This window comes from Pseudomonas lini (genome assembly GCF_001042905.1).
Lineage (GTDB): Bacteria > Pseudomonadota > Gammaproteobacteria > Pseudomonadales > Pseudomonadaceae > Aquipseudomonas > Aquipseudomonas lini.
Genome location: NZ_JYLB01000002.1, coordinates 259,083 through 278,297, shown reverse-complemented (window position 1 = coordinate 278,297; position 19,215 = coordinate 259,083). Strand labels below are relative to the sequence as shown.

The 19,215-nt window shown below is 59.4% G+C and carries 18 protein-coding genes; 10 read left to right on the top strand and 8 right to left on the bottom strand.

Annotated features, from left to right (window positions below; translation table 11 throughout):
• The first annotated feature begins 12 nt into the window (after positions 1 to 12).
• Both olsB and TU81_RS05660 read left to right on the top strand, forming a co-directional pair.
• Complete coding sequence (olsB, locus tag TU81_RS05665) at positions 13 to 768, top strand: L-ornithine N(alpha)-acyltransferase (RefSeq protein WP_007903792.1); 756 nt, start codon at positions 13 to 15, stop codon at positions 766 to 768.
• Positions 768 to 1,559: a lysophospholipid acyltransferase family protein gene (locus tag TU81_RS05660; protein WP_048393971.1), complete on the top strand. Its 792-nt coding sequence runs from the start codon at positions 768 to 770 to the stop codon at positions 1,557 to 1,559. The genes olsB and TU81_RS05660 overlap by 1 nt, the downstream gene beginning before the upstream one ends.
• A gap of 101 nt (positions 1,560 to 1,660) precedes the next feature.
• Here the strand turns inward: TU81_RS05660 and TU81_RS05655 are convergent, their stop codons facing one another.
• Entirely contained in the window at positions 1,661 to 2,236 is a 576-nt protein-coding gene (locus tag TU81_RS05655) for an acyl carrier protein phosphodiesterase (RefSeq protein ID WP_048393969.1), read from the bottom strand.
• 154 nt (positions 2,237 to 2,390) lie between these two features.
• Here TU81_RS05655 and TU81_RS05650 point away from each other — a divergent pair, with 154 nt between their 5' ends.
• The 4 genes from TU81_RS05650 (at position 2,391) to TU81_RS05635 (ending at position 5,567) form a co-directional block, all read left to right on the top strand.
• Positions 2,391 to 2,711: an ArsR/SmtB family transcription factor gene (locus tag TU81_RS05650; RefSeq protein WP_007903797.1), complete on the top strand. Its 321-nt coding sequence runs from the start codon at positions 2,391 to 2,393 to the stop codon at positions 2,709 to 2,711.
• A 2-nt stretch (positions 2,712 to 2,713) separates the two neighbouring features.
• Positions 2,714 to 3,880, top strand: a complete 1,167-nt coding sequence (locus tag TU81_RS05645) for an MFS transporter (protein ID WP_038979273.1) — start codon at positions 2,714 to 2,716, stop codon at positions 3,878 to 3,880.
• Positions 3,881 to 3,902: 22 nt separating this feature from the next.
• Entirely contained in the window at positions 3,903 to 4,952 is a 1,050-nt protein-coding gene (locus tag TU81_RS05640; protein ID WP_038979272.1) for an alkene reductase, read from the top strand.
• 165 nt (positions 4,953 to 5,117) lie between these two features.
• Positions 5,118 to 5,567: a hypothetical protein gene (locus TU81_RS05635; RefSeq protein WP_048393967.1), complete on the top strand. Its 450-nt coding sequence runs from the start codon at positions 5,118 to 5,120 to the stop codon at positions 5,565 to 5,567.
• A 16-nt stretch (positions 5,568 to 5,583) separates the two neighbouring features.
• On the opposite strand, the gene TU81_RS05630 is transcribed toward TU81_RS05635, so the two are convergent.
• Positions 5,584 to 6,477: a DMT family transporter gene (locus TU81_RS05630; protein WP_038979270.1), complete on the bottom strand. Its 894-nt coding sequence runs from the start codon at positions 6,475 to 6,477 to the stop codon at positions 5,584 to 5,586.
• Between the two features lie 163 nt (positions 6,478 to 6,640).
• Positions 6,641 to 7,273: an efflux system transcriptional repressor EmhR gene (emhR, locus tag TU81_RS05625; protein WP_038979269.1), complete on the bottom strand. Its 633-nt coding sequence runs from the start codon at positions 7,271 to 7,273 to the stop codon at positions 6,641 to 6,643.
• Positions 7,274 to 7,538: 265 nt separating this feature from the next.
• Here emhR and emhA point away from each other — a divergent pair, with 265 nt between their 5' ends.
• The 4 genes from emhA to TU81_RS05605 all read left to right on the top strand — a co-directional run bounded on the left by emhA (position 7,539) and on the right by TU81_RS05605 (position 14,957).
• Positions 7,539 to 8,696 carry an efflux RND transporter periplasmic adaptor subunit EmhA gene (gene emhA / locus TU81_RS05620; RefSeq protein ID WP_038979268.1) on the top strand — a complete coding sequence of 386 codons (1,158 nt, stop codon included), beginning with the start codon at positions 7,539 to 7,541 and terminating at the stop codon, positions 8,694 to 8,696.
• A 3-nt stretch (positions 8,697 to 8,699) separates the two neighbouring features.
• The gene (gene emhB, locus TU81_RS05615; RefSeq protein ID WP_038979267.1) at positions 8,700 to 11,861 is read left to right on the top strand and encodes an efflux RND transporter permease subunit EmhB; all 3,162 of its coding nucleotides are present in this window, start codon (positions 8,700 to 8,702) and stop codon (positions 11,859 to 11,861) included.
• Positions 11,861 to 13,321, top strand: a complete 1,461-nt coding sequence (gene emhC, locus TU81_RS05610; protein WP_038979266.1) for an efflux RND transporter outer membrane subunit EmhC — start codon at positions 11,861 to 11,863, stop codon at positions 13,319 to 13,321. Before emhB ends, emhC begins: the two co-directional genes overlap by 1 nt.
• A 379-nt stretch (positions 13,322 to 13,700) precedes the next feature.
• Positions 13,701 to 14,957 (top strand): OprD family porin, encoded by a 1,257-nt coding sequence (locus TU81_RS05605; RefSeq protein ID WP_048393956.1) that lies wholly within the window; start codon positions 13,701 to 13,703, stop codon positions 14,955 to 14,957.
• A 120-nt stretch (positions 14,958 to 15,077) separates the two neighbouring features.
• On the opposite strand, the gene pcaC is transcribed toward TU81_RS05605, so the two are convergent.
• The 5 genes from pcaC to pcaH form a co-directional block, all read right to left on the bottom strand.
• Positions 15,078 to 15,470, bottom strand: a complete 393-nt coding sequence (gene pcaC / locus TU81_RS05600) for a 4-carboxymuconolactone decarboxylase (protein ID WP_008005892.1) — start codon at positions 15,468 to 15,470, stop codon at positions 15,078 to 15,080.
• Positions 15,471 to 15,480: 10 nt separating this feature from the next.
• Positions 15,481 to 16,287, bottom strand: coding sequence for a 3-oxoadipate enol-lactonase (gene pcaD / locus TU81_RS05595; RefSeq protein WP_048393951.1), 807 nt, complete (start codon positions 16,285 to 16,287; stop codon positions 15,481 to 15,483).
• 11 nt (positions 16,288 to 16,298) lie between these two features.
• A complete protein-coding gene (locus tag TU81_RS05590; RefSeq protein WP_048393949.1) occupies positions 16,299 to 17,663 on the bottom strand; it encodes a 3-carboxy-cis,cis-muconate cycloisomerase in 1,365 nt (454 codons plus the stop codon).
• 244 nt (positions 17,664 to 17,907) lie between these two features.
• On the bottom strand, positions 17,908 to 18,474 hold the full coding sequence (pcaG, locus tag TU81_RS05585; RefSeq protein WP_038979262.1) for a protocatechuate 3,4-dioxygenase subunit alpha: 567 nt from the start codon (positions 18,472 to 18,474) through the stop codon (positions 17,908 to 17,910).
• 1 nt (position 18,475) lies between these two features.
• Positions 18,476 to 19,180: a protocatechuate 3,4-dioxygenase subunit beta gene (pcaH, locus tag TU81_RS05580; RefSeq protein WP_038979261.1), complete on the bottom strand. Its 705-nt coding sequence runs from the start codon at positions 19,178 to 19,180 to the stop codon at positions 18,476 to 18,478.
• Positions 19,181 to 19,215 lie beyond the last annotated feature (35 nt).

Here is a 19,215-nt window from a genome sequence, read left to right as displayed (position 1 = left end):
CGGAGACTCACAATGACTCAGATCGCCCGCATCAGCGACACCGGCAATGAACGCCGCCTGCAAGCCGAACGCCTGGTGGGCGCCGAGGCGTTGCAGGAAGCCCAGGCCTTGCGCTTCAACGTGTTCAGCGGCGAATTCAACGCCAAGCTGAAAGGCGCGGAGCTGGGTCTGGACATGGATGACTATGATGTTCACTGCGCCCACATCGGCGTGCGTGACTTGAACACCGGGCGCCTGGTGGCGACCACCCGTTTGCTCGACCACACAGCGGCCAGCAGCCTGGGCAAGTTCTACAGCGAAGAAGAATTCAGCCTGCATGGCCTGGTCCATCTGAAAGGCCCGATCCTGGAAATCGGTCGCACCTGCGTCGACCCGGCCTACCGCAATGGCGGCACTATCGCCGTGCTCTGGGGTGAACTGGCCGAAGTGCTGAACCAAGGCGGCTACAGCTATTTGATGGGTTGCGCGAGCATTCCAATGCAGGACGGCGGCATTCAGGCCCACGCGATCATGCAGCGCCTGCGCGAACGCTACCTGTGCACCGAACACCTGCGCGCCGAGCCGAAAAAACCACTGCCGACGCTGGATATTCCGTCCAACGTCATCGCCGAAATGCCACCACTGCTCAAGGCCTACATGCGCCTGGGCGCAAAAATCTGTGGCGAGCCGTGCTGGGACGAAGACTTCCAGGTGGCCGACGTGTTCATCCTGCTCAAGCGTGACGAGCTCTGCCCGCGCTACGCCAAGCACTTCAAGGCGGCTGTATGATGAGCCGCTTGCGGGTGTACGCGCGAATTGCGCGAGTGCTTTTGGTGGTGACGTTGGGCTTGAGCATGGCCAGTCTCTTCGGGTTGTTCGAGCGACTGGGGATTGCCCATTCGATGGTCCGTCGCCAGCGTTGGTCGCGGTTTTTCATGGCGCGGCTGAGCAATGCCCTGCCCTTTCGCGTGACCGTGCAGGGTGAATTGCCGAAGGCACCGATGCTCTGGGTCAGCAATCACGTGTCCTGGACTGACATTCCTTTGCTGGGCATGCTCACGCCGCTGTCGTTCCTGTCCAAGGCCGAAGTGCGCACCTGGCCGGTGGCGGGCTGGTTGGCGGCCAAGGCCGGCAGCCTGTTCATTCGCCGTGGTTCAGGCGACAGTCAGTTGATCCGCAAACAAATGACGCGCCATCTGGAGCAGGAACATCCGCTGCTGATGTTCCCGGAAGGCACCACCACTGATGGCCGCTCGCTGCGCACATTTCATGGTCGTTTGCTGTCAGCGGCGATCGATTCCGAAGTGGCGCTGCAACCGGTGGCGATTCGTTATCTGCGCGATGGCGAGCTCGATACCCTGGCACCGTTCATTGGCGATGATGATTTGCTCTCGCACCTGATGCGCTTGTTCGCCAATGATCGAGGTGAGGTGGAAATTCATCTGCTCAAGCCGATCGAGTGCCAGGACCGGGAACGTGCTGCGCTGGCGTTCGAAGCGCAGCAGGCGGTGCAGAAGGCGTTGTTCGGGGCGATTCCGCAGACACAACAGGAGCCGCTACGCCCTGCGATCGCGGCCTGACACAAATCCCCTGTGGGAACGGGCTTGCTCGCGAAAGCGGTTTGACAGCCAGCACATGTGTTGAATGTGAAGCAGCCTTCGCGAGCAAGCCCGCTCCCACATTAAATTCGCGGTGTCGCAGCGAATGCCTGCAACTCGGGATAGAACAACCGGAAATCCTCGCTCAACGGCTCATACAATCGTCGCAATTCCTGCATCGCCTCGGCCAACTCCTCGGGCCGGGTCAACCTGCGTGAAATCCCCCGCAGCACCTGCTCCAGCACCGCAAATTCCCGGTAAGAACCCAACCAGTCATTGGCCACCATGTGCGGCGCTATCATCGCCAGGCGCTCCGGCAACTGCGGCTCGGCGGACAGCACCCGGTAAACGTCCGAAGTGAACTGCGCCAGCGGACGGTCGGCGTACAACTCCCAGTCCCGTGCCAGGCAGTGGTCGAAAAAAACATCGAGCACGATCCCGGCGTAACGCCTGCGCGTGAGGGAAAACCGCGACAAGGCGATGTCCACCAGCGGATGGCGGTCGGTAAACACGTCGATGCTGCGGTGCAACTGAATGGCCGCTTCGATCTCCGGATCGAACTGCCCTTGCAGCCGTCCTTTGACGAAATCGCCATACAGACTGCCGAGCATTTGACCGGGGCGCTGGCCACCGAGGTGCAGATGTGCGAGATAGTTCATGCGCGCAGCTTAACACTGCGACATCCATATCGTTATAACCCGATATACCGATTCATGCGGTCATCAGACCAAAATCATATTGGTATATCGCGAAGTACCGATTTAAAGTTCGCCTCATCGCGATATAGCGTTTTACTCATCACGAGCCCAAACCATGACCATCGACCTCGACGAAATAATAAAAGCGCTGGCACACCCAGTACGCCGAGACATCCTCATCTGGCTGAAAGACCCCAAAGTCCAGTTCCCGGAACAGCTCCACAACCATGAGTACGGCATTTGCGCCGGACAGATCGATCAACGCTGCGGCCTGTCGCAGTCGACCGTGTCCGCCCATTTGGCGACCTTGCAACGGGCAGGACTGATCAGCAGCCAGAAAGCCGGTCAATGGCACTTCTTCAAACGCAACGAGGACGTGATTCAGGCGTTCCTCGACGCCATCGACAAGGAGCTTCGCGCTCCGACAAGGAACTGACAATGCCCCTCTCGCTACTCATTCTGGCCTTGAGCGCCTTCGCCATCGGCACCACCGAGTTCGTCATCATGGGCCTGTTGCCCGAGGTGGCGGCCGATCTCGGTGTGTCGATCCCCGGCGCCGGCTGGCTGGTGACCGGTTACGCCCTGGGCGTGGCCATCGGTGCACCGTTCATGGCACTGGCCACCGCCAGACTGCCGCGCAAGGCCGCTTTGGTAGCGTTGATGGGCATCTTCATTATCGGCAACCTGCTCTGCGCCCTGGCCAGTGACTACAACGTTTTGATGTTTGCCCGCGTGGTCACCGCGTTGTGTCACGGCGCCTTCTTCGGCATCGGTTCGGTGGTGGCGGCAGGTCTGGTACCGGCCAACAAACGTGCGTCGGCCGTGGCCCTGATGTTCACCGGCCTGACCCTGGCCAATGTCCTCGGCGTGCCGCTGGGTACCGCGCTCGGTCAGGAAGCCGGTTGGCGTTCGACCTTCTGGGCGGTGACGGTGATCGGTGTGATTGCGTTGATCGGCCTGATTCGCTTCCTGCCGGCCAAGCGCGATGAAGAGAAACTCGACATGCGTGCCGAACTGCGCGCCCTCAAAGGCGCTGGGATCTGGCTGTCACTGAGCATGACTGCGCTGTTCGCCGCCTCGGTCTTCACCTTGTTCACTTATGTCGCGCCTCTGTTGGGCGAGGTCACCGGAGTCTCGCCACGTGGCGTGACCTGGACCTTGATGCTCATCGGCTTGGGCTTGACGGTCGGCAACATCATCGGCGGCAAGCTGGCGGACAAAAGCATGGCGGCGACGCTGATCGGTGTGTTCACCACCATGGCAGTCGTGTCCACCGTGCTGACCTGGACCAGCATTGCCGTGATTCCAACCGAGATCACCCTGTTCCTCTGGGCCACCGCGTGCTTCGCCGCCGTACCCGCCCTGCAAGTGAACGTTGTGACCTACGGCAAGGCGGCACCGAACCTGGTGTCGACCCTGAACATCGGCGCTTTCAACGTCGGCAACGCGCTGGGTGCCTGGGTCGGCGGCAGCGTCATCGCCCATGGCTTCGGCCTCACCCGCGTGCCGCTCGCGGCAGCCGCACTGGCGGTACTCGCCCTTCTGGTGACCCTGATTACTTTCCGTCAGAGCGGCAATGCCGAACTGGCCCCCGCTACTAACTGATCTTTAACGAGGGTTTTATTTCATGACGACTATTTTCGATCCGATCAAACTGGGCGACCTCGAGTTGGCCAACCGCATCATCATGGCGCCGCTGACCCGCTGCCGCGCCGACGAAGGCCGTGTGCCGAACGCGCTGATGGCCGAGTACTACGTGCAACGCGCCTCTGCCGGTCTGATCCTCAGCGAAGCGACTTCGGTGACGCCAATCGGCGTGGGCTACCCGGACACTCCCGGTATCTGGTCCAACGACCAGGTGCGCGGCTGGAGCAACGTGACCAAAGCGATCCACGGCGCTGGCGGCAAAATCTTCCTGCAACTGTGGCACGTGGGCCGGATTTCCCACCCCTTGTACCTGAACGGCGAAGCACCGGTCGCGCCGAGTGCCATCCAGCCTAAGGGTCATGTCAGCCTGGTGCGTCCATTGGCCGATTTCCCAACCCCGCGCGCCCTGGAAACCGCTGAAATCGCCGACATCATCGACGCTTACCGCGTGGGTGCCGAGAACGCCAAGGCTGCCGGTTTCGACGGTGTGGAAATCCACGGCGCCAACGGTTACCTGCTCGACCAGTTCCTGCAAAGCAGCACCAACCAGCGCACCGACAACTATGGCGGCTCCCTGGAAAACCGTGCGCGCCTGTTGCTGGAAGTGACCGATGCCGCCATCGAAATCTGGGGCGCGGGCCGCGTCGGTGTGCACCTGTCACCACGTGCCGATCTCCATGACATGGGCGACGACAACCTGTCCGAGACCTTCACCTACGTCGCTCGCGAACTGGGCAAGCGTGGTATCGCCTTCATCTGCTCGCGCGAGAAAGAAGCTGGCGACAGTCTGGGCCCACAACTGAAGGAAGCCTTCGGCGGCCCGTACATCGCCAACGAACGCTTCACCAAGGACAGCGCCAACGAGTGGCTGGCCAGCGGCAAGGCTGACGCGGTGGCATTCGGTGTGCCGTTCATTGCCAACCCGGATTTGCCAGCACGCTTGAAGGCCGATGCGCCGTTGAATGAAGCACGTCCGGAATTGTTCTATGCGAAGGGTCCGGTGGGTTATATCGATTATCCGGCTCTGTAAATAACTTAAATAACATAAAGCCCTGCCTCGAAAGAGCCAGGGCTTTTTTATTTGCACACACTTAAAGAGTCGCCAACCAAATACAAGACACTTAGTCTTCGCACATCAACGAACACGTTGCACAACCTCCACAACAACCACCTAATTCAAAAGGAAAACATGAGCATGGACGCTACAGATCCGAACACTCTTATTTTTATGCTGCAAATTACAAACTTTACGGATACAACCTTCTGGCTTGATGACGTTTCCCCTGAAAATCCGCCCGTGGATCGGCCCGACAAGATCCTCCCTTACGAGACCGTCAACCTGATATTCGAAGGAGATCCTCATCTTAAGCAAGACATCAATATCGATTACGACATCAAGAAACAGATATTCGATACCTACATCAAATATACCAACTATCGACAAACAGCGCTGTTTGAGACGACGCTGAGTTATTGCCACAGGCAAACGGCTGGCCACCGAATCCCGAGAGTTGAATTATTTTGGGAGTATTACGCCACTTCCGTTGGCTCAGAACCTATCAAGTGCCTCTCAAACCTTCATAACAAAAGTGAAACTTATCCTTATAACTATTTTATGGGAGCCATTATAACAATGCCAAGTTGAAGCCATCAGGCGGAACCTAAGCGGAACTTCTTTTGCTTTGAGCCCATGCAACTGCAAGTCCACTCACACAAATAACAGCGATGCCCAGGATGGCAAAACCATCCGGGGCATGGTCAAAGATCAAGTACCCGTATATCCCGGCAAACAGAATCTGCCCATAACTGAACGGCGCCAGCATCGCCGGCGCCGCATGGCGGAAGGCCTGGGTCAGCAACATGTGACCGAGCATGCCGCAAGTGCCCAGGCCAATCATGAACAGGCTATGCAGCAGCGTCGGTGTGCTCCAGAAGAACGGCAACAGTGCAGTCATGATCAGGCTGTTGAGAATGCCGGTGAGAAAGTTGCTGGTGGTCGGGCTGTCGATACCGCTGAGCAGGCGAGTGAGCAATTGATAGAAGCCAAAACACAAGGCCGAGCACAGTGGCAATAAAATCGCCGGGGTGAACAGCGCACCCCCAGGCCGCACGACGATCAACACGCCGACAAATCCACCCAGCACCGCCAGCCACTGATTGCGGGTTACGCGCTCATGCAGCAACGGTACGGACAACGCGGTCACCAATAAAGGAGCAAGAAAAGTGACGGCGGTGGCTTCAGCCAAAGGGATGTAGCGCAGGCCGGAAGTGAAAAACAGGCTGGTGCCGATCAGGCACAGGGCGCGTAATAACTGCAAACCCGGACGCTGGGTGCGCACTACCACCGAGAAACCACTGCGTGGCACGAAAATCACCAGCATCAACAAGGTGTGCACCACGTAGCGTGCCCAAACCACCATCACGATCGGATAGAACCCGGACAGGTACTTGGACAAAGTGTCGTGACTGGCGAACAACAAAACCGCCAGGCAGATCAGCGCGATACCCTTTATCGGCTGCTCGGCGCCCTTGTAGCCCGGGTTGTTAACATTCATTCACACACTCGACACAAAATCCCTACAAAATACGTAGCTCGCTACCTATCAACCTGGCAAACGTACGTATATAAAAGCACCCATTACAGAAAGGCGAGTGAAGCAGGGACATTTCCCCCCGCTTCAAGTCTTGACACAAACGGATCCAATTACGCATTTTGTTTCAATTGCGCAGGCTTGGACTCAAGCGCAGCATATCCAACCCTGTATCGACGCAACGCTCGGCTTCGGTGTGCAGTTGAAAACTGTCGGGAGCCAATAGCCACTGATACAGGATGCCATCGATATACGCATGCAGGCTGATGGCCGCGCGGGCAGTGTCGAGGTTTTCCGGCAACTGCCCGCGATTCACCGCATTACTCAGGGCCAGAGCAATTCGCACATTGCAATCGAGACTGGCCGTTCGGCGCTGCTGGCGCAGATCGCACATTTCATCGGTGAATTCGCACTTATGAAAAAGAATCTCGTTGATGCGTCGGGTTTTCGGGTCCAGGGCAACTTGATGAAACAAATGAATCAGCAGCTTGCGCATGCAGCCCAGCGGATCGAGTTCATCTTCGCTTTCACTGGCCTTGGCCATTTCATCCAGCGGCTCATGCAAGGTATCGAGCATCGCCTGCACCAGATCCGCCTTGTTACTGAAATGCCAGTAGATGGCCCCGCGAGTCACGCCGGCCAGGGTCGCGATATCCGCCAGCGTCGTGCGTGCCACGCCCCGCTCGTAAAAGGCTTTTTCTGCCGCTTCGAGTATCTGGCTTCGGGTTTCTTGAGCTTCCTCTTTGGTACGACGGACCATGGCAGTAAAACCTCAATCAGGGTGCTTCAGCGATGTCTGAATATCAGCTGAATAAAAGTGGGGCGAGCGCTCTTGGGCGTCTCATCAGGCCTACAATTCCAACCTTTGAACGGCTTTTGTAACCGTGTGGGTACACCGCCAAGGCCTTTACAAACAACCATGAACGTAAGTATATTCCTTAGCAAGCTACTTATCCACCCGGCAAAAATTTTTTAACCTTCCACATTTCTTGTGCGCAATGTGCGCGCCTGACCCGAGGATCTTCATGCAATTCAAGCCAGCTGTTACCGCTCTGGTTACTGCCGTCGCCCTGGCATCGCTGCTCAGCGGATGTAAAAAGGAAGAGGCGGCACCTGCCGCACCAGCCCCTCAGGTCGGCGTCGTAACCCTGCAACCTCAAGCCTTCACCCTGACATCCGAACTTCCGGGGCGCACCAGTGCGTTCCGCATCGCCGAAGTTCGCCCACAGGTCAACGGCATCATTCTCAAGCGACTGTTCAAGGAAGGCGGCGACGTCAAGGCCGGTCAGCAGCTTTATCAGATCGACCCATCGGTCTATGACGCGACCCTGAAAAGCGCCGAAGCCAACCTGCGTTCGACCAAGTCGATCTCCGACCGCTACAAGCAACTGGTCGACGAACAGGCTGTCAGTCGTCAGGAATACGACACCGCGCTGGCCAACCGCCTGCAATCGGAAGCATCCCTGCAGACCGCCCAGATCAACGTGCGCTACACCAAGGTTTACGCACCGATCTCCGGTCGCATCGGCCGTTCGTCTGTGACTGAAGGCGCGCTGGTCAGCAACGGCCAGACCGACGCCATGGCCGTCATTCAGCAACTGGACCCAATCTACGTCGACGTCACTCAGTCTTCGGTGGAGCTGCTTGAGCTGCGCCGCGAACTGGAAAGCGGTCGTCTGCAAAAGGCTGGCGATAATGCCGCCGCGGTCAAGCTGACTCTCGAAGATGGCAGCCAGTACACGCTGGACGGCAAGCTTGAGTTCTCCGAAGTTTCGGTTGACCAGACCACCGGTTCCGTGACCCTGCGTGCCGTGTTCCCGAACCCCGATCACACCCTGCTGCCGGGCATGTTCGTTCACGCCCAGTTGCAGGCCGGTGTGGACAGCGCGGCGATTCTGGCTCCGCAACAAGGCGTGACCCGCGACCTCAAAGGCTCTCCGACCGCACTGGTCGTCGGCCCGGACAACAAGGTCGAACTGCGTCAGCTCAAGGCCAGCCGCACTGTCGGTAACCAATGGCTGATTGAAGACGGTCTGAAGGCAGGCGATCGCGTGATCACCGAAGGGCTGCAATTCGTCAGACCTGGCGTTGAAGTCAAGGCCACTGAAGCCACTAATGTTGGCATAAAGAGCCCGGCCCCCGCACAGGCAGCTAACACAGCTGTCGGCGGCAAAGGGGAGTAAACCATGTCGAAATTTTTTATCGACCGTCCTATTTTCGCCTGGGTGATTGCCCTGGTGATTATGCTGGTCGGGGCTCTATCGATTCTCAAACTGCCGATCAACCAATACCCGAGCATTGCGCCTCCGGCCATTGCCATCTCGGTGACCTACCCGGGCGCGTCTGCACAAACCGTGCAGGACACCGTGGTGCAAGTGATCGAGCAACAGCTCAACGGTATCGATAACCTGCGTTATGTCTCGTCGGAAAGTAACTCTGACGGCAACATGACCATTACCGCGACCTTCGAGCAGGGCACCAACTCCGATACCGCGCAGGTTCAGGTCCAGAACAAGCTGAACCTGGCCACCCCGCTGCTGCCGCAAGAAGTGCAGCAACAGGGCATCCGCGTGACCAAGTCGGTGAAAAACTTCCTGATGGTCATCGGCGTGGTGTCGCGCGACGGCAGCATGACCAAGGACGACCTGTCCAACTACATCGTGTCGAACATGCAAGACCCGATTTCGCGCACCGCCGGTGTCGGTGACTTCCAGGTCTTCGGTGCCCAGTACGCGATGCGGATCTGGCTCGACCCGGCCAAGTTGAACAACTTCAACCTGACCCCGGTGGACGTGAAAACCGCCATTGCAGCGCAGAACGTCCAGGTGTCGTCCGGTCAACTCGGCGGCTTGCCTGCCCTGCCCGGCCAGCAACTGAACGCGACGATCATCGGCAAGACCCGTCTGCAGACCGCCGAGCAGTTCAAGGCGATCCTGTTGAAGGTCAACAAGGACGGCTCGCAAGTGCGTGTCGGCGACGTTGCGGAAGTCGGTCTGGGTGGCGAAAACTACTCGATCAGCGCCCAGTTCAACGGCGCCCCGGCCTCCGGTCTGGCGGTGAAACTGGCCAACGGTGCCAACGCCCTCGACACCGCAAAAGCCCTGCGTAATACCATTGACACCCTCAAGCCCTTCTTCCCGGAAGGGATGGAAGTGGTGTTCCCGTATGACACCACTCCGGTGGTGACCGAGTCGATCAAGGGTGTGGTTGAAACCCTGGTCGAAGCGATCGTGCTGGTGTTCCTGGTGATGTTCCTGTTCCTGCAAAACTTCCGCGCCACCGTCATCACCACGATGACCGTGCCGGTGGTATTGCTGGGTACGTTCGGGATCCTCGCGGCGTTCGGTTTCAGCATCAACACCCTGACCATGTTCGGTATGGTGTTGGCCATTGGCTTGCTGGTGGACGATGCCATTGTCGTGGTGGAAAACGTCGAACGGGTCATGAGCGAAGAAGGTCTGTCACCCAAGGAGGCCACCAAGAAATCCATGGGGCAGATCCAGGGTGCCCTGGTCGGTATTGCGCTGGTTCTGTCGGCGGTACTGCTGCCGATGGCGTTCTTCAGTGGCTCCACCGGTGTGATCTACAAGCAGTTCTCGATCACCATCGTCTCGGCCATGGCCCTGTCGGTACTGGTAGCGTTGATCTTCACCCCGGCGCTCTGCGCGACCATGCTCAAGGCGATTCCGAAAGGTGAGCACGGCACGCCGAAACGCGGCTTCTTCGGCTGGTTCAACCGCAGTTTCGACCGTGGCGTCAAAAGCTACGAGCGCGGCGTGGGCAACATGCTCGCGCACAAGGCTCCGTATCTGCTGGCGTACCTGATCATCGTAGTTGGCATGATCTGGCTGTTCACCCGTATTCCAACGGCGTTCCTCCCGGAAGAAGACCAAGGCGTACTGTTTGCCCAGGTGCAGACACCGGCTGGTTCCAGTTCCCAGCGTACGCAAGTGGTCGTGGACGAAATGCGCGAATTCCTGCTGCGTCCGAGCAAGGAAGGCGGCGAAGGCGACGCGGTGGCCTCGGTGTTTACCGTGACCGGCTTCAACTTCGCCGGTCGGGGTCAGAGTTCGGGTATGGCGTTCATCATGCTCAAACCATGGGAAGAACGTAACGCCGACAACAGCGTGTTCAAACTGGCGGCCCGTGCCCAACAGCACTTCTTTACCTTCCGTGATGCCATGGTATTTGCCTTCGCTCCACCGGCGGTACTGGAACTGGGTAACGCCACCGGTTTCGACGTGTTCCTTCAGGACCGCGCCGGTATCGGTCACGAAAAGCTGATGGAGGCACGTAACCAGTTCCTCGGCATGGCAGCGCAAAGCAAGGTCCTGTCGCAAGTCCGTCCTAACGGCCTGAACGACGAGCCGCAATACCAGTTGGAAATTGACGATGAGAAAGCCAGCGCCCTGGGCGTGACCCTCACCGACATCAACAACACCCTGTCGATTGCCTTGGGCAGTAGCTATGTGAACGACTTCATCGACCGCGGTCGCGTGAAGAAGGTTTACATCCAAGGCCTGCCTGGCGCTCGCATGAGCCCCGAAGACCTGAAGAAGTGGTACGTGCGCAACAGCGCCGGCACCATGGTTCCGTTCTCGTCGTTCGCCAAGGGTGAGTGGATCTACGGTTCGCCGAAACTGGCCCGTTACAACGGCGTAGAAGCGATGGAAATCCTCGGTGCCCCGGCGCCAGGCTATTCCACCGGTGAAGCGATGGCCGAAGTCGAAGCCCTGGCCAAGAAACTGCCGGCTGGTGTCGGTATCTCCTGGACTGGCCTCTCGTACGAGGAACGTTTGTCCGGCTCGCAAGCGCCAGCGTTGTATGCCTTGTCGCTGCTGATGGTGTTCCTGTGTCTGGCGGCGTTGTATGAAAGCTGGTCGATCCCGATCGCGGTGATGCTGGTGGTACCGCTGGGGATCATTGGTGCACTGATGGCGACCAGCCTGCGTGGCCTGTCCAACGACGTGTACTTCCAGGTGGGGCTGTTGACCACCATCGGTCTGGCGGCGAAAAACGCCATTCTGATCGTCGAGTTCGCCAAGGAACTGCATGAGCAAGGACGTAGCCTGCGCGATGCCGCGATCGAAGCCTGCCGGATGCGTCTGCGACCGATCATCATGACCTCGCTCGCCTTCGTGCTCGGTGTGGTTCCACTGGCCATTTCCACGGGCGCAGGTTCGGGTAGCCAACATGCGATCGGTACCGGGGTGATTGGCGGTATGATCACGGCCACTGTGCTGGCGATCTTCTGGGTCCCATTGTTCTTCGTCACCGTGTCGTCCATGGGCCAGCGCAAAATCGCTGACCAGGATGACGCTATTGAACCTTCTAAAGAGGCTGGCTAATGAGCAAGTCGCTACTCTCCATCGCAGTCGCCGCCTTCGTGCTGAGCGGCTGCTCGCTGATACCCGATTATCAGCAGCCAGAAGCACCGGTGGCGGGCCAATACCCGCAAGGCCCGGCGTATTCGCCGGCCCAGGCGCCTAACCAGGCCGCCGCCGAACAGGGCTGGAAGCAGTTTTTCCACGACCCGGCGCTGCAACAGCTGATTCAGACCGCGCTGGAGAACAACCGTGACCTGCGCGTCGCGGCGCTGAACATCGACGCTTATGCGGCTCAATACCGCATCCAGCGTGCCGATCTGTTCCCGGCCGTTTCGGCCACCGGCAGCGGCAGCCGTCAGCGAGTTCCGGCACGGGCCTCGCAAACCGGTGAAGCGGCCATCAGCAGTTCCTACTCGGCCACTGTCGGCATCAGCGCTTATGAACTCGACCTGTTCGGTCGGGTTCGCAGCCTGAGCGAAGAAGCCCTGCAGAAATACTTCGCCACTGAAGAAGCGCGCCGCAGTACGCAGATCAGTCTGGTGGCCAGCGTGGCCAATGCCTACCTGACCTGGCAGGCTGACAAGGAGCTGCTGAAACTCACCCAGGAAACCCTCGGGGCCTTCGAGGAGAGCTACAAGCTCACCTCGCGCAGCAACGAAGTGGGTGTAGCCTCGGCGCTGGATCTGGCCCAGTCGCGTACCTCGGTGGAAAACGCCCGCGCACAACTGGCCAGATACACCCGTCAGGTCGCCCAGGATGAAAACAGCCTGGTGCTGCTGCTCGGCACCGGTATCCCGGCCAATCTGCAAGCGGCCAAGCCACTGTCGGATGACGTGCTGAGCGAAGTGCCGGCCGGCCTGCCGTCGGACTTGCTGCAACGTCGTCCGGACATCCTTCAGGCCGAGTACAACCTGAAGGCTGCCAACGCCAACATCGGTGCGGCACGGGCTGCGTTCTTCCCGAGCATCAGCCTGACCGCCAATGCCGGTTCCCTGAGCCCGGACCTGTCCGGTCTGTTCAAGGGCGGTTCGGGCACCTGGTTGTTCCAGCCGCAAATCAACCTGCCGATCTTCAACGCCGGCAGCCTGCGCGCCAGCCTGGATTACTCCAAAATCCAGAAAGACATCGGCGTGGCGAACTACGAGAAGTCCATTCAAACGGCCTTCCAGGAAGTCGCCGATGGCCTGGCTGCCCGCCAGACCTACACCGAACAGTTGCAGGCTCAGCGTGACTTCGTCAGCGCCAACCAGGACTACTACCGTCTGGCCGAGCGTCGTTATCGCATTGGTGTCGACAGCAACCTGACCTTCCTCGATGCCCAGCGTCAGCTGTTCAGTGCTCAACAAGCGCTGATCACCGACCGTCTGGCGCAGCTGACCAGCGCGGTCAATCTGTACAAGGCATTGGGTGGTGGCTGGAATGAACAGACGGCGAAGAACGAGCCGTTGAAAGAAGAAGCGCCGAAGATGAAATTGTTCTGATAGCGCGGTAAACACGAAGCCCACCGATTGGTGGGCTTTTTGTTGGCTGCGGGAAAAGCCAGATCAAAAGATCGCAGCCTTCGGCAGCTCCTACGCAGGTACGCGATTCCATGTAGGAGCTGCCGAAGGCTGCGATCTTTTGATCTTTTGCTGTTCGATAATCGCCCAGAACCCGTCCTCCCCCGATTGAACCATTTAGTCCGTTTACCTCACCATCTGTCATACAAAACCAATAACAACAGGTTCAACACCATGCCCCCGCGCCCTGCCCTGCCCGGCTGACTTCGCCCCGCTTTTCTGAATTCGAATCTTTTGTCTGCAACCCGAACGTTGCGGCATCGCCCTGTTTCACCTCCAGGAATTAGAGAGACCCGAGCCCATGACGCCTTCCACGCAGTATTTCTTACCCAGCCTGATCGCCATCGCACTGGCCGGTGCGGCCCTGCCCGCCATGGCCGAGGAAGTCGGTTTTGTCGAAGGTGCCAAGGTCAACCTGAACCTGCGCAACTTCTACATCAACCGTAACTTCACCAACCCGACCAAGACCCAGGGCAAGGCTGAAGAGTGGACGCAAAGTTTCATCCTCGACGCCAAGTCCGGGTTCACCCAGGGCACCGTCGGGTTCGGCATGGACGTGCTGGGGTTGTATTCGGTCAAGCTCGACGGCGGCAAAGGCACCGGGGGTACGCAGTTGTTGCCGCTGGATCACGATGGTCGCCCGGCGGATAACTTCGGTCGCACCAATGTGGCGTTCAAGGCGAAACTGTCCCAGACCGAAGTGAAGGTCGGTGAATGGATGCCGGTGCTGCCGATCCTGCGTTCGGACGACGGTCGCTCGTTGCCGCAAACCTTCCGTGGCGGCCAGATCACCTCAAAGGAAATCAACGGCCTGACGCTCTACGGCGGCCAGTTCCGCGCCAACAGCCCGCGCGATGACAGCAGCATGAATGACATGTCGATGACCGGCAAAACGGCGTTTACCTCAGACCGCTTCAACTTCCAGGGCGGTGAATACGCCTTCAACGGCAAGCGCACTCAGATCGGCCTGTGGAACGCTGAACTCAAGGACATCTACAGCCAGCAATACGTCAACTTGATCCACACCCAACCGCTGGGCGACTGGACATTCGGCGCCAATTTGGGGTTCTTCTACGGCAAGGATGACGGCAGCGCCCGGGCTGGTGAACTGGACAACAAGACCTGGTCGGGCCTGTTCTCGGCCAAATATGGCGGCAACACCTTCTACGTCGGCCTGCAAAAACTCACAGGCAGAAGCGCCTGGATGCGGGTCAACGGCACCAGCGGCGGCACCCTGGCCAATGACAGCTACAACGCCAGCTATGACAACGCGAAGGAAAAATCCTGGCAACTGCGCCACGACTACAACTTCGCCGCCCTTGGCGTACCAGGCCTGAGCCTGATGAACCGCTACATCAGCGGCGACAACGTACACACCGCAACCACCAGCGACGGCAAGGAATGGGGCCGCGAAAGCGAACTGGGCTACACCGTGCAGAGCGGCACGCTCAAAGACCTCAACGTCAAATGGCGCAACTCAACCATCCGCCGCGACTTCAGCAACAACGAGTTCGACGAGAACCGTTTGATCATCAGCTATCCGATCAGCCTGCTGTAAACACAGACCAAATGTGGGAGCGGGCTTGCTCGCGAAAGCGGTGTCTCAGCTTGCATCAATGCTGAATGTTAAACCGCTTTCGCGAGCAAGCCCGCTCCCACAAGGGGTTGTGGTGGACAGTTATTCCCGCGATTCAACCCCCAACTCATCCCACACCGATTCAGCCAGATGGAACGTCGCGTTGGCCGCAGGGATGCCGCAGTAGATCGCGCTCTGCATGATCACTTCCTTGATCTCGCCACGGGTCACGCCGTTGTTGGCGGCGGCGCGCAGGTGCAGTTTGAGTTCTTCGTTGCGGTTCATGCCGATCAGCATGGCGATGGTGATCAGGCTGCGGGTATGGCGCGGCAAGCCCGGGCGGGTCCAGATGTCGCCCCAGGCGTGGCGGGTGATCATCTCCTGGAACTCCGAGTTGAACTCGGTCAGCGCGTTCAGGCTGCGGTCGACATGGGCGTCGCCAAGTACCGCACGACGGACGTTCAGGCCCTCGTCGTAACGTTGTTTCTCGTCCACAACAACCCCCTCAATGAGCTGACAAAAACGCCAGTATCCGGTCGCTGAACGCAGCGCCGGCCTGGACGTTGGACAGGTGCGCGGCGTAGAACTCGGCGTACTCGGCGCCACGCACTTGCTCCTGAATGAAATGCCCGCCGGACGGCGGCGTCACCGCGTCCTCGGTGCCGGCGATCACCAGCAGCGGCACCTGAATCGAGGACAACTGATCGCGGAAATCGGCGTCACGCACCGCCGCGCAATTGGCCGCGTAACCTTCAGGCGAAGTCGCCGCGAGCATGTCGGTGATCCGCTTCACCACTTCCGGATTAGCCTCGGAAAAATCTGCGGTAAACCAGCGCGCTATCGACGCATCGCGCAGGGCAACCATTGCCTCTGTGCCGTCACGCAGCACAGTTTCGATCCGTGGATTCCACACCGACGGATCGCCGATTTTCGCCGCGGTGTTGCATACGATCAGTTTATTCAAACGCTGACCGGCATTGATCCCCAGCCACTGACCGATCAACCCGCCCATGGACAGACCACAGAAATGCGCGCGTTCGATGTGCAAGGCATCCAGCAGCGCCAGCACGTCACGGCCCAGTTGCTCGATGCTGTACGGCCCCGGCGTCACCAACGACTGGCCGTGACCACGGGTGTCGAAACGCAGCACGCGAAAATGCTCGGTGAACGCCGGGATCTGCGCGTCCCACATGTGCAGGTCGGTACCCAGTGAGTTGGACAGCACCAGCACCGGCGCCTCGATAGGGCCATCGAGTTGCGGCCCTTGAATTTGGTAGTGCAGTTCGCCCTCGGCGAGTTGTACGAATGCCACAGCAGTCTCCTTCAAGAGGTCAACGCAAAATGTTCAGCCACCGCTCGCTCGACCCAGGTATGGGCCTGACCGAGGTAATGGGCGGGGTCCAGCAGACGATCGAGCTCAGCATCCGACAGCTCGGCGGTCACTTGCGGCTCGTCGCCGAGTACCGCGCGCAGATGTCGTTGCTCAGCCACTGCGCGCTTGCAGCATTGCTCCAGCAGATGGTGCGCGGTGTCGCGACCGACCCGTTGCGCCAGCACGATGCTCACGGCTTCGGCCAGCACCAGGCCCTGGGTCAGGTCGAGGTTGCGCGTCATTCGGTCGGCATCCACTTCCAGTCCGTCGGCCACCAACAGCGCTTGCTGCAAACTGCCTGACACCAAACAGCAGATCTCCGGCAGGGTTTCCCATTCGGCATGCCACAGGCCCAGGCTGCGTTCGTGCTCCTGCGGCATCGCACTGAACAAGGTCGAGAGCAAACCCGGCACTCGCGTCGCCGCGCCGATCAGCACCGCTGCGCCCACCGGGTTGCGTTTGTGCGGCATGGTCGAGGAACCGCCCTTGCCCGGCGCCGACGGCTCGAACACTTCGCCGGCCTCGGTCTGCATCAACAGGCTGATATCGCGGCCGAGTTTGCCGAGGCTGCCGGCGATCAATCCAAGCACCGCGCCGAACTCCACCAGACGATCACGCTGGGTGTGCCAGGGTTGATCCGGCAAGGTCAGTTGCAGTTCTACGGCCAAGGCTTCGGCAATCGGCATCGCCTGTTCGCCGAGGGCCGCGAGGGTGCCGGATGCGCCACCGAATTGCAGCACCAGCAGGCGCGGTTTGAGTTCCAGCAGACGCTGACGGCTGCGCGTCACCGCCCCCAACCAACCGGCGATCTTCATGCCGAGGGTGACGGGCGTCGCGTGTTGCAACCAGGTGCGCCCGGCCAACGGCGTGGCGACGTAACGCCAGGCCTGGGTAGCGAGGGTTTCCCCCAGCTGCATCAGATCAGCTTCGATCAATTCCAGCGCGCGGCGCAGTTGCAGCACCAGGCCGGTGTCCATTGCATCCTGGCTGGTCGCGCCCAGATGCACGTAACGCTCGGCTTCGGCATTGCTCTTGGCGATCTGCTTGCCCAACGCCTTGACCAGCGGAATCGCCGAATTCCCTGCCGTGGCAATGGCCTCACCAAGCGCGGCGAAGTCGTAATGCTCGGCCCGACATGCCGCTTCGATAGACGCAACAGCCGTCTGCGGAATCAGGCCAACCCGTGCCTCGGCCCGGGCCAGTGCCGCTTCGAAATCAAGCATGGCCTGAACCCGGCCCTGATCGCAGAACACCTCACGCATGTCGCGTGCAGTGAAGTAGGCATCGAACAATTGATTGCCCGGTCGCTGGTTCATAAACAGTCCTTGCAGGCGAGGGCCGGTCAGGCCCTCGCGTAAAGATCAACGGTCGTGGTGCAAATACTTTGTCGACACGTATCAGTGAACATTTCGAGTCCAGACACGCGTTGCAATATCCCGTTCCATGCTATCCCTGTGGGAGCGGGCTTGCCCGCGATGACTGAGTCACATCCAACATTAATGTTGACTGACCCAACGCTATCGCGGGCAAGCCACGCTCCCACAGGTTTGCGGCTTTCACTCAATAATCAAAAAACACAGTCTCCGCATCCGTTCCCTGCAGAATCACGTTCCACTGATATACACCCGAAGTATCCTGCTTCGCCAGCAAGGTACTACGGCGTTCAGCAGGCACGCATTCCAGCAGCGGATCCGCCACGTTAGCCGGGTCGCCGTCGAAATAAATCCGAGTCAACAAGTGCTTCACCAACCCGCGAGCAAACACCAGCACCACCAAATGCGGCGCCTGGGTCGTGCCTTTCAAGCCTTCCACTGTGCCCGGCTTGATCGTGGTAAATCGAAAACGCCCTTCTGCATCCACCGGCACCCGGCCAAAACCTTCGAAGTTCGGGTCCAGGGGTTTGTCTTGATCGTCTTCGGGGTGGTCGTACTTGCCGGCAGCGTTGGCCTGCCACACTTCGAGCATGGCGTCATTGACGAAGTCGCCATTGCCATCGACAACTTGCCCGGTGATCGCCACGCGCTCGCCGAGGGTCTGTGCAACGGTCAGGTCTTCGCGGTTCAGCCAAGTCAGGCCGATGTGGTAATACGGCCCGACGGTGTGGGACGTGGTCGCGTTCAGCGTCATCTTATTTCTCCATCGGCGTGGCGTCGCGGCCGCGCAAAACGATGTCCCAGCGATAACCGAGGGCGTAGGAAGGGATAGTTTTTTCCAGGTCGAAACTGGCGATCAGGCGCTCTTTGGCGCTGGTATCGGGCACGCAGTTGTAGATCGGGTCGTAGGCCAGCAACGGGTCGCCCGGGAAATACATCTGGGTCACCAGACGCGTAAGAATACTCGGCCCGAACAGTGAGAAATGGATGTGCGCCGGGCGCCAGGCATTGTGGTGGTTGCCCCACGGATAGGCGCCGGGCTTGATGGTCTGAAACTGATACCAGCCATCGGCGTCGGTCACGGTGCGACCGGTGCCGGTGAAGTTCGGGTCCAGCGGCGCGTCGTGCAGGTCGCGCGGATGGTTGTAGCGACCGGCGGCGTTGGCCTGCCAGATCTCCACCAGAATCCCCGGCACCGGCAGACCGTTTTCATCCAGCACACGGCCGTGGATGATGATCCGTTCACCCAGTGGCTCCCCCTGATGCTGCGCCGTCAGGTCGTTGTCCTGCTCCTCGATGCGATCGGCGCCAATGGTCGGCCCGGTGATTTCCGACAGCGAATGAGGCAAAAACACCAACGGCTTGGACGGCGAGCGAAGGTTGGTGGATTGATAGGCCGGGTGCAGGTACTCCGGCTGGGTGCCCTCTTGCGGGCGGCGGTAACCAGGCTTGTCAGTCATGAAGCATTCCTCAGTTCTTATTAGTCACTGCTACG

Excerpts from the sequence above, each read along its gene's own strand:
- olsB (WP_007903792.1), top strand. The coding sequence starts at position 13 with ATGACTCAGATCGCCCGCATCAGCGACACCGGCAATGAACGCCGCCTG.
- TU81_RS05660 (WP_048393971.1), top strand. The coding sequence starts at position 768 with ATGAGCCGCTTGCGGGTGTACGCGCGAATTGCGCGAGTGCTTTTGGTG.
- TU81_RS05655 (WP_048393969.1), bottom strand. The coding sequence starts at position 2,236 with ATGAACTATCTCGCACATCTGCACCTCGGTGGCCAGCGCCCCGGTCAA.
- TU81_RS05650 (WP_007903797.1), top strand. The coding sequence starts at position 2,391 with ATGACCATCGACCTCGACGAAATAATAAAAGCGCTGGCACACCCAGTA.
- TU81_RS05645 (WP_038979273.1), top strand. The coding sequence starts at position 2,714 with ATGCCCCTCTCGCTACTCATTCTGGCCTTGAGCGCCTTCGCCATCGGC.
- TU81_RS05640 (WP_038979272.1), top strand. The coding sequence starts at position 3,903 with ATGACGACTATTTTCGATCCGATCAAACTGGGCGACCTCGAGTTGGCC.
- TU81_RS05635 (WP_048393967.1), top strand. The coding sequence starts at position 5,118 with ATGGACGCTACAGATCCGAACACTCTTATTTTTATGCTGCAAATTACA.
- TU81_RS05630 (WP_038979270.1), bottom strand. The coding sequence starts at position 6,477 with ATGAATGTTAACAACCCGGGCTACAAGGGCGCCGAGCAGCCGATAAAG.
- emhR (WP_038979269.1), bottom strand. The coding sequence starts at position 7,273 with ATGGTCCGTCGTACCAAAGAGGAAGCTCAAGAAACCCGAAGCCAGATA.
- emhA (WP_038979268.1), top strand. The coding sequence starts at position 7,539 with ATGCAATTCAAGCCAGCTGTTACCGCTCTGGTTACTGCCGTCGCCCTG.
- emhB (WP_038979267.1), top strand. The coding sequence starts at position 8,700 with ATGTCGAAATTTTTTATCGACCGTCCTATTTTCGCCTGGGTGATTGCC.
- emhC (WP_038979266.1), top strand. The coding sequence starts at position 11,861 with ATGAGCAAGTCGCTACTCTCCATCGCAGTCGCCGCCTTCGTGCTGAGC.
- TU81_RS05605 (WP_048393956.1), top strand. The coding sequence starts at position 13,701 with ATGACGCCTTCCACGCAGTATTTCTTACCCAGCCTGATCGCCATCGCA.
- TU81_RS05590 (WP_048393949.1), bottom strand. The coding sequence starts at position 17,663 with ATGAACCAGCGACCGGGCAATCAATTGTTCGATGCCTACTTCACTGCA.
- pcaG (WP_038979262.1), bottom strand. The coding sequence starts at position 18,474 with ATGACGCTGAACGCGACCACGTCCCACACCGTCGGGCCGTATTACCAC.
- pcaH (WP_038979261.1), bottom strand. The coding sequence starts at position 19,180 with ATGACTGACAAGCCTGGTTACCGCCGCCCGCAAGAGGGCACCCAGCCG.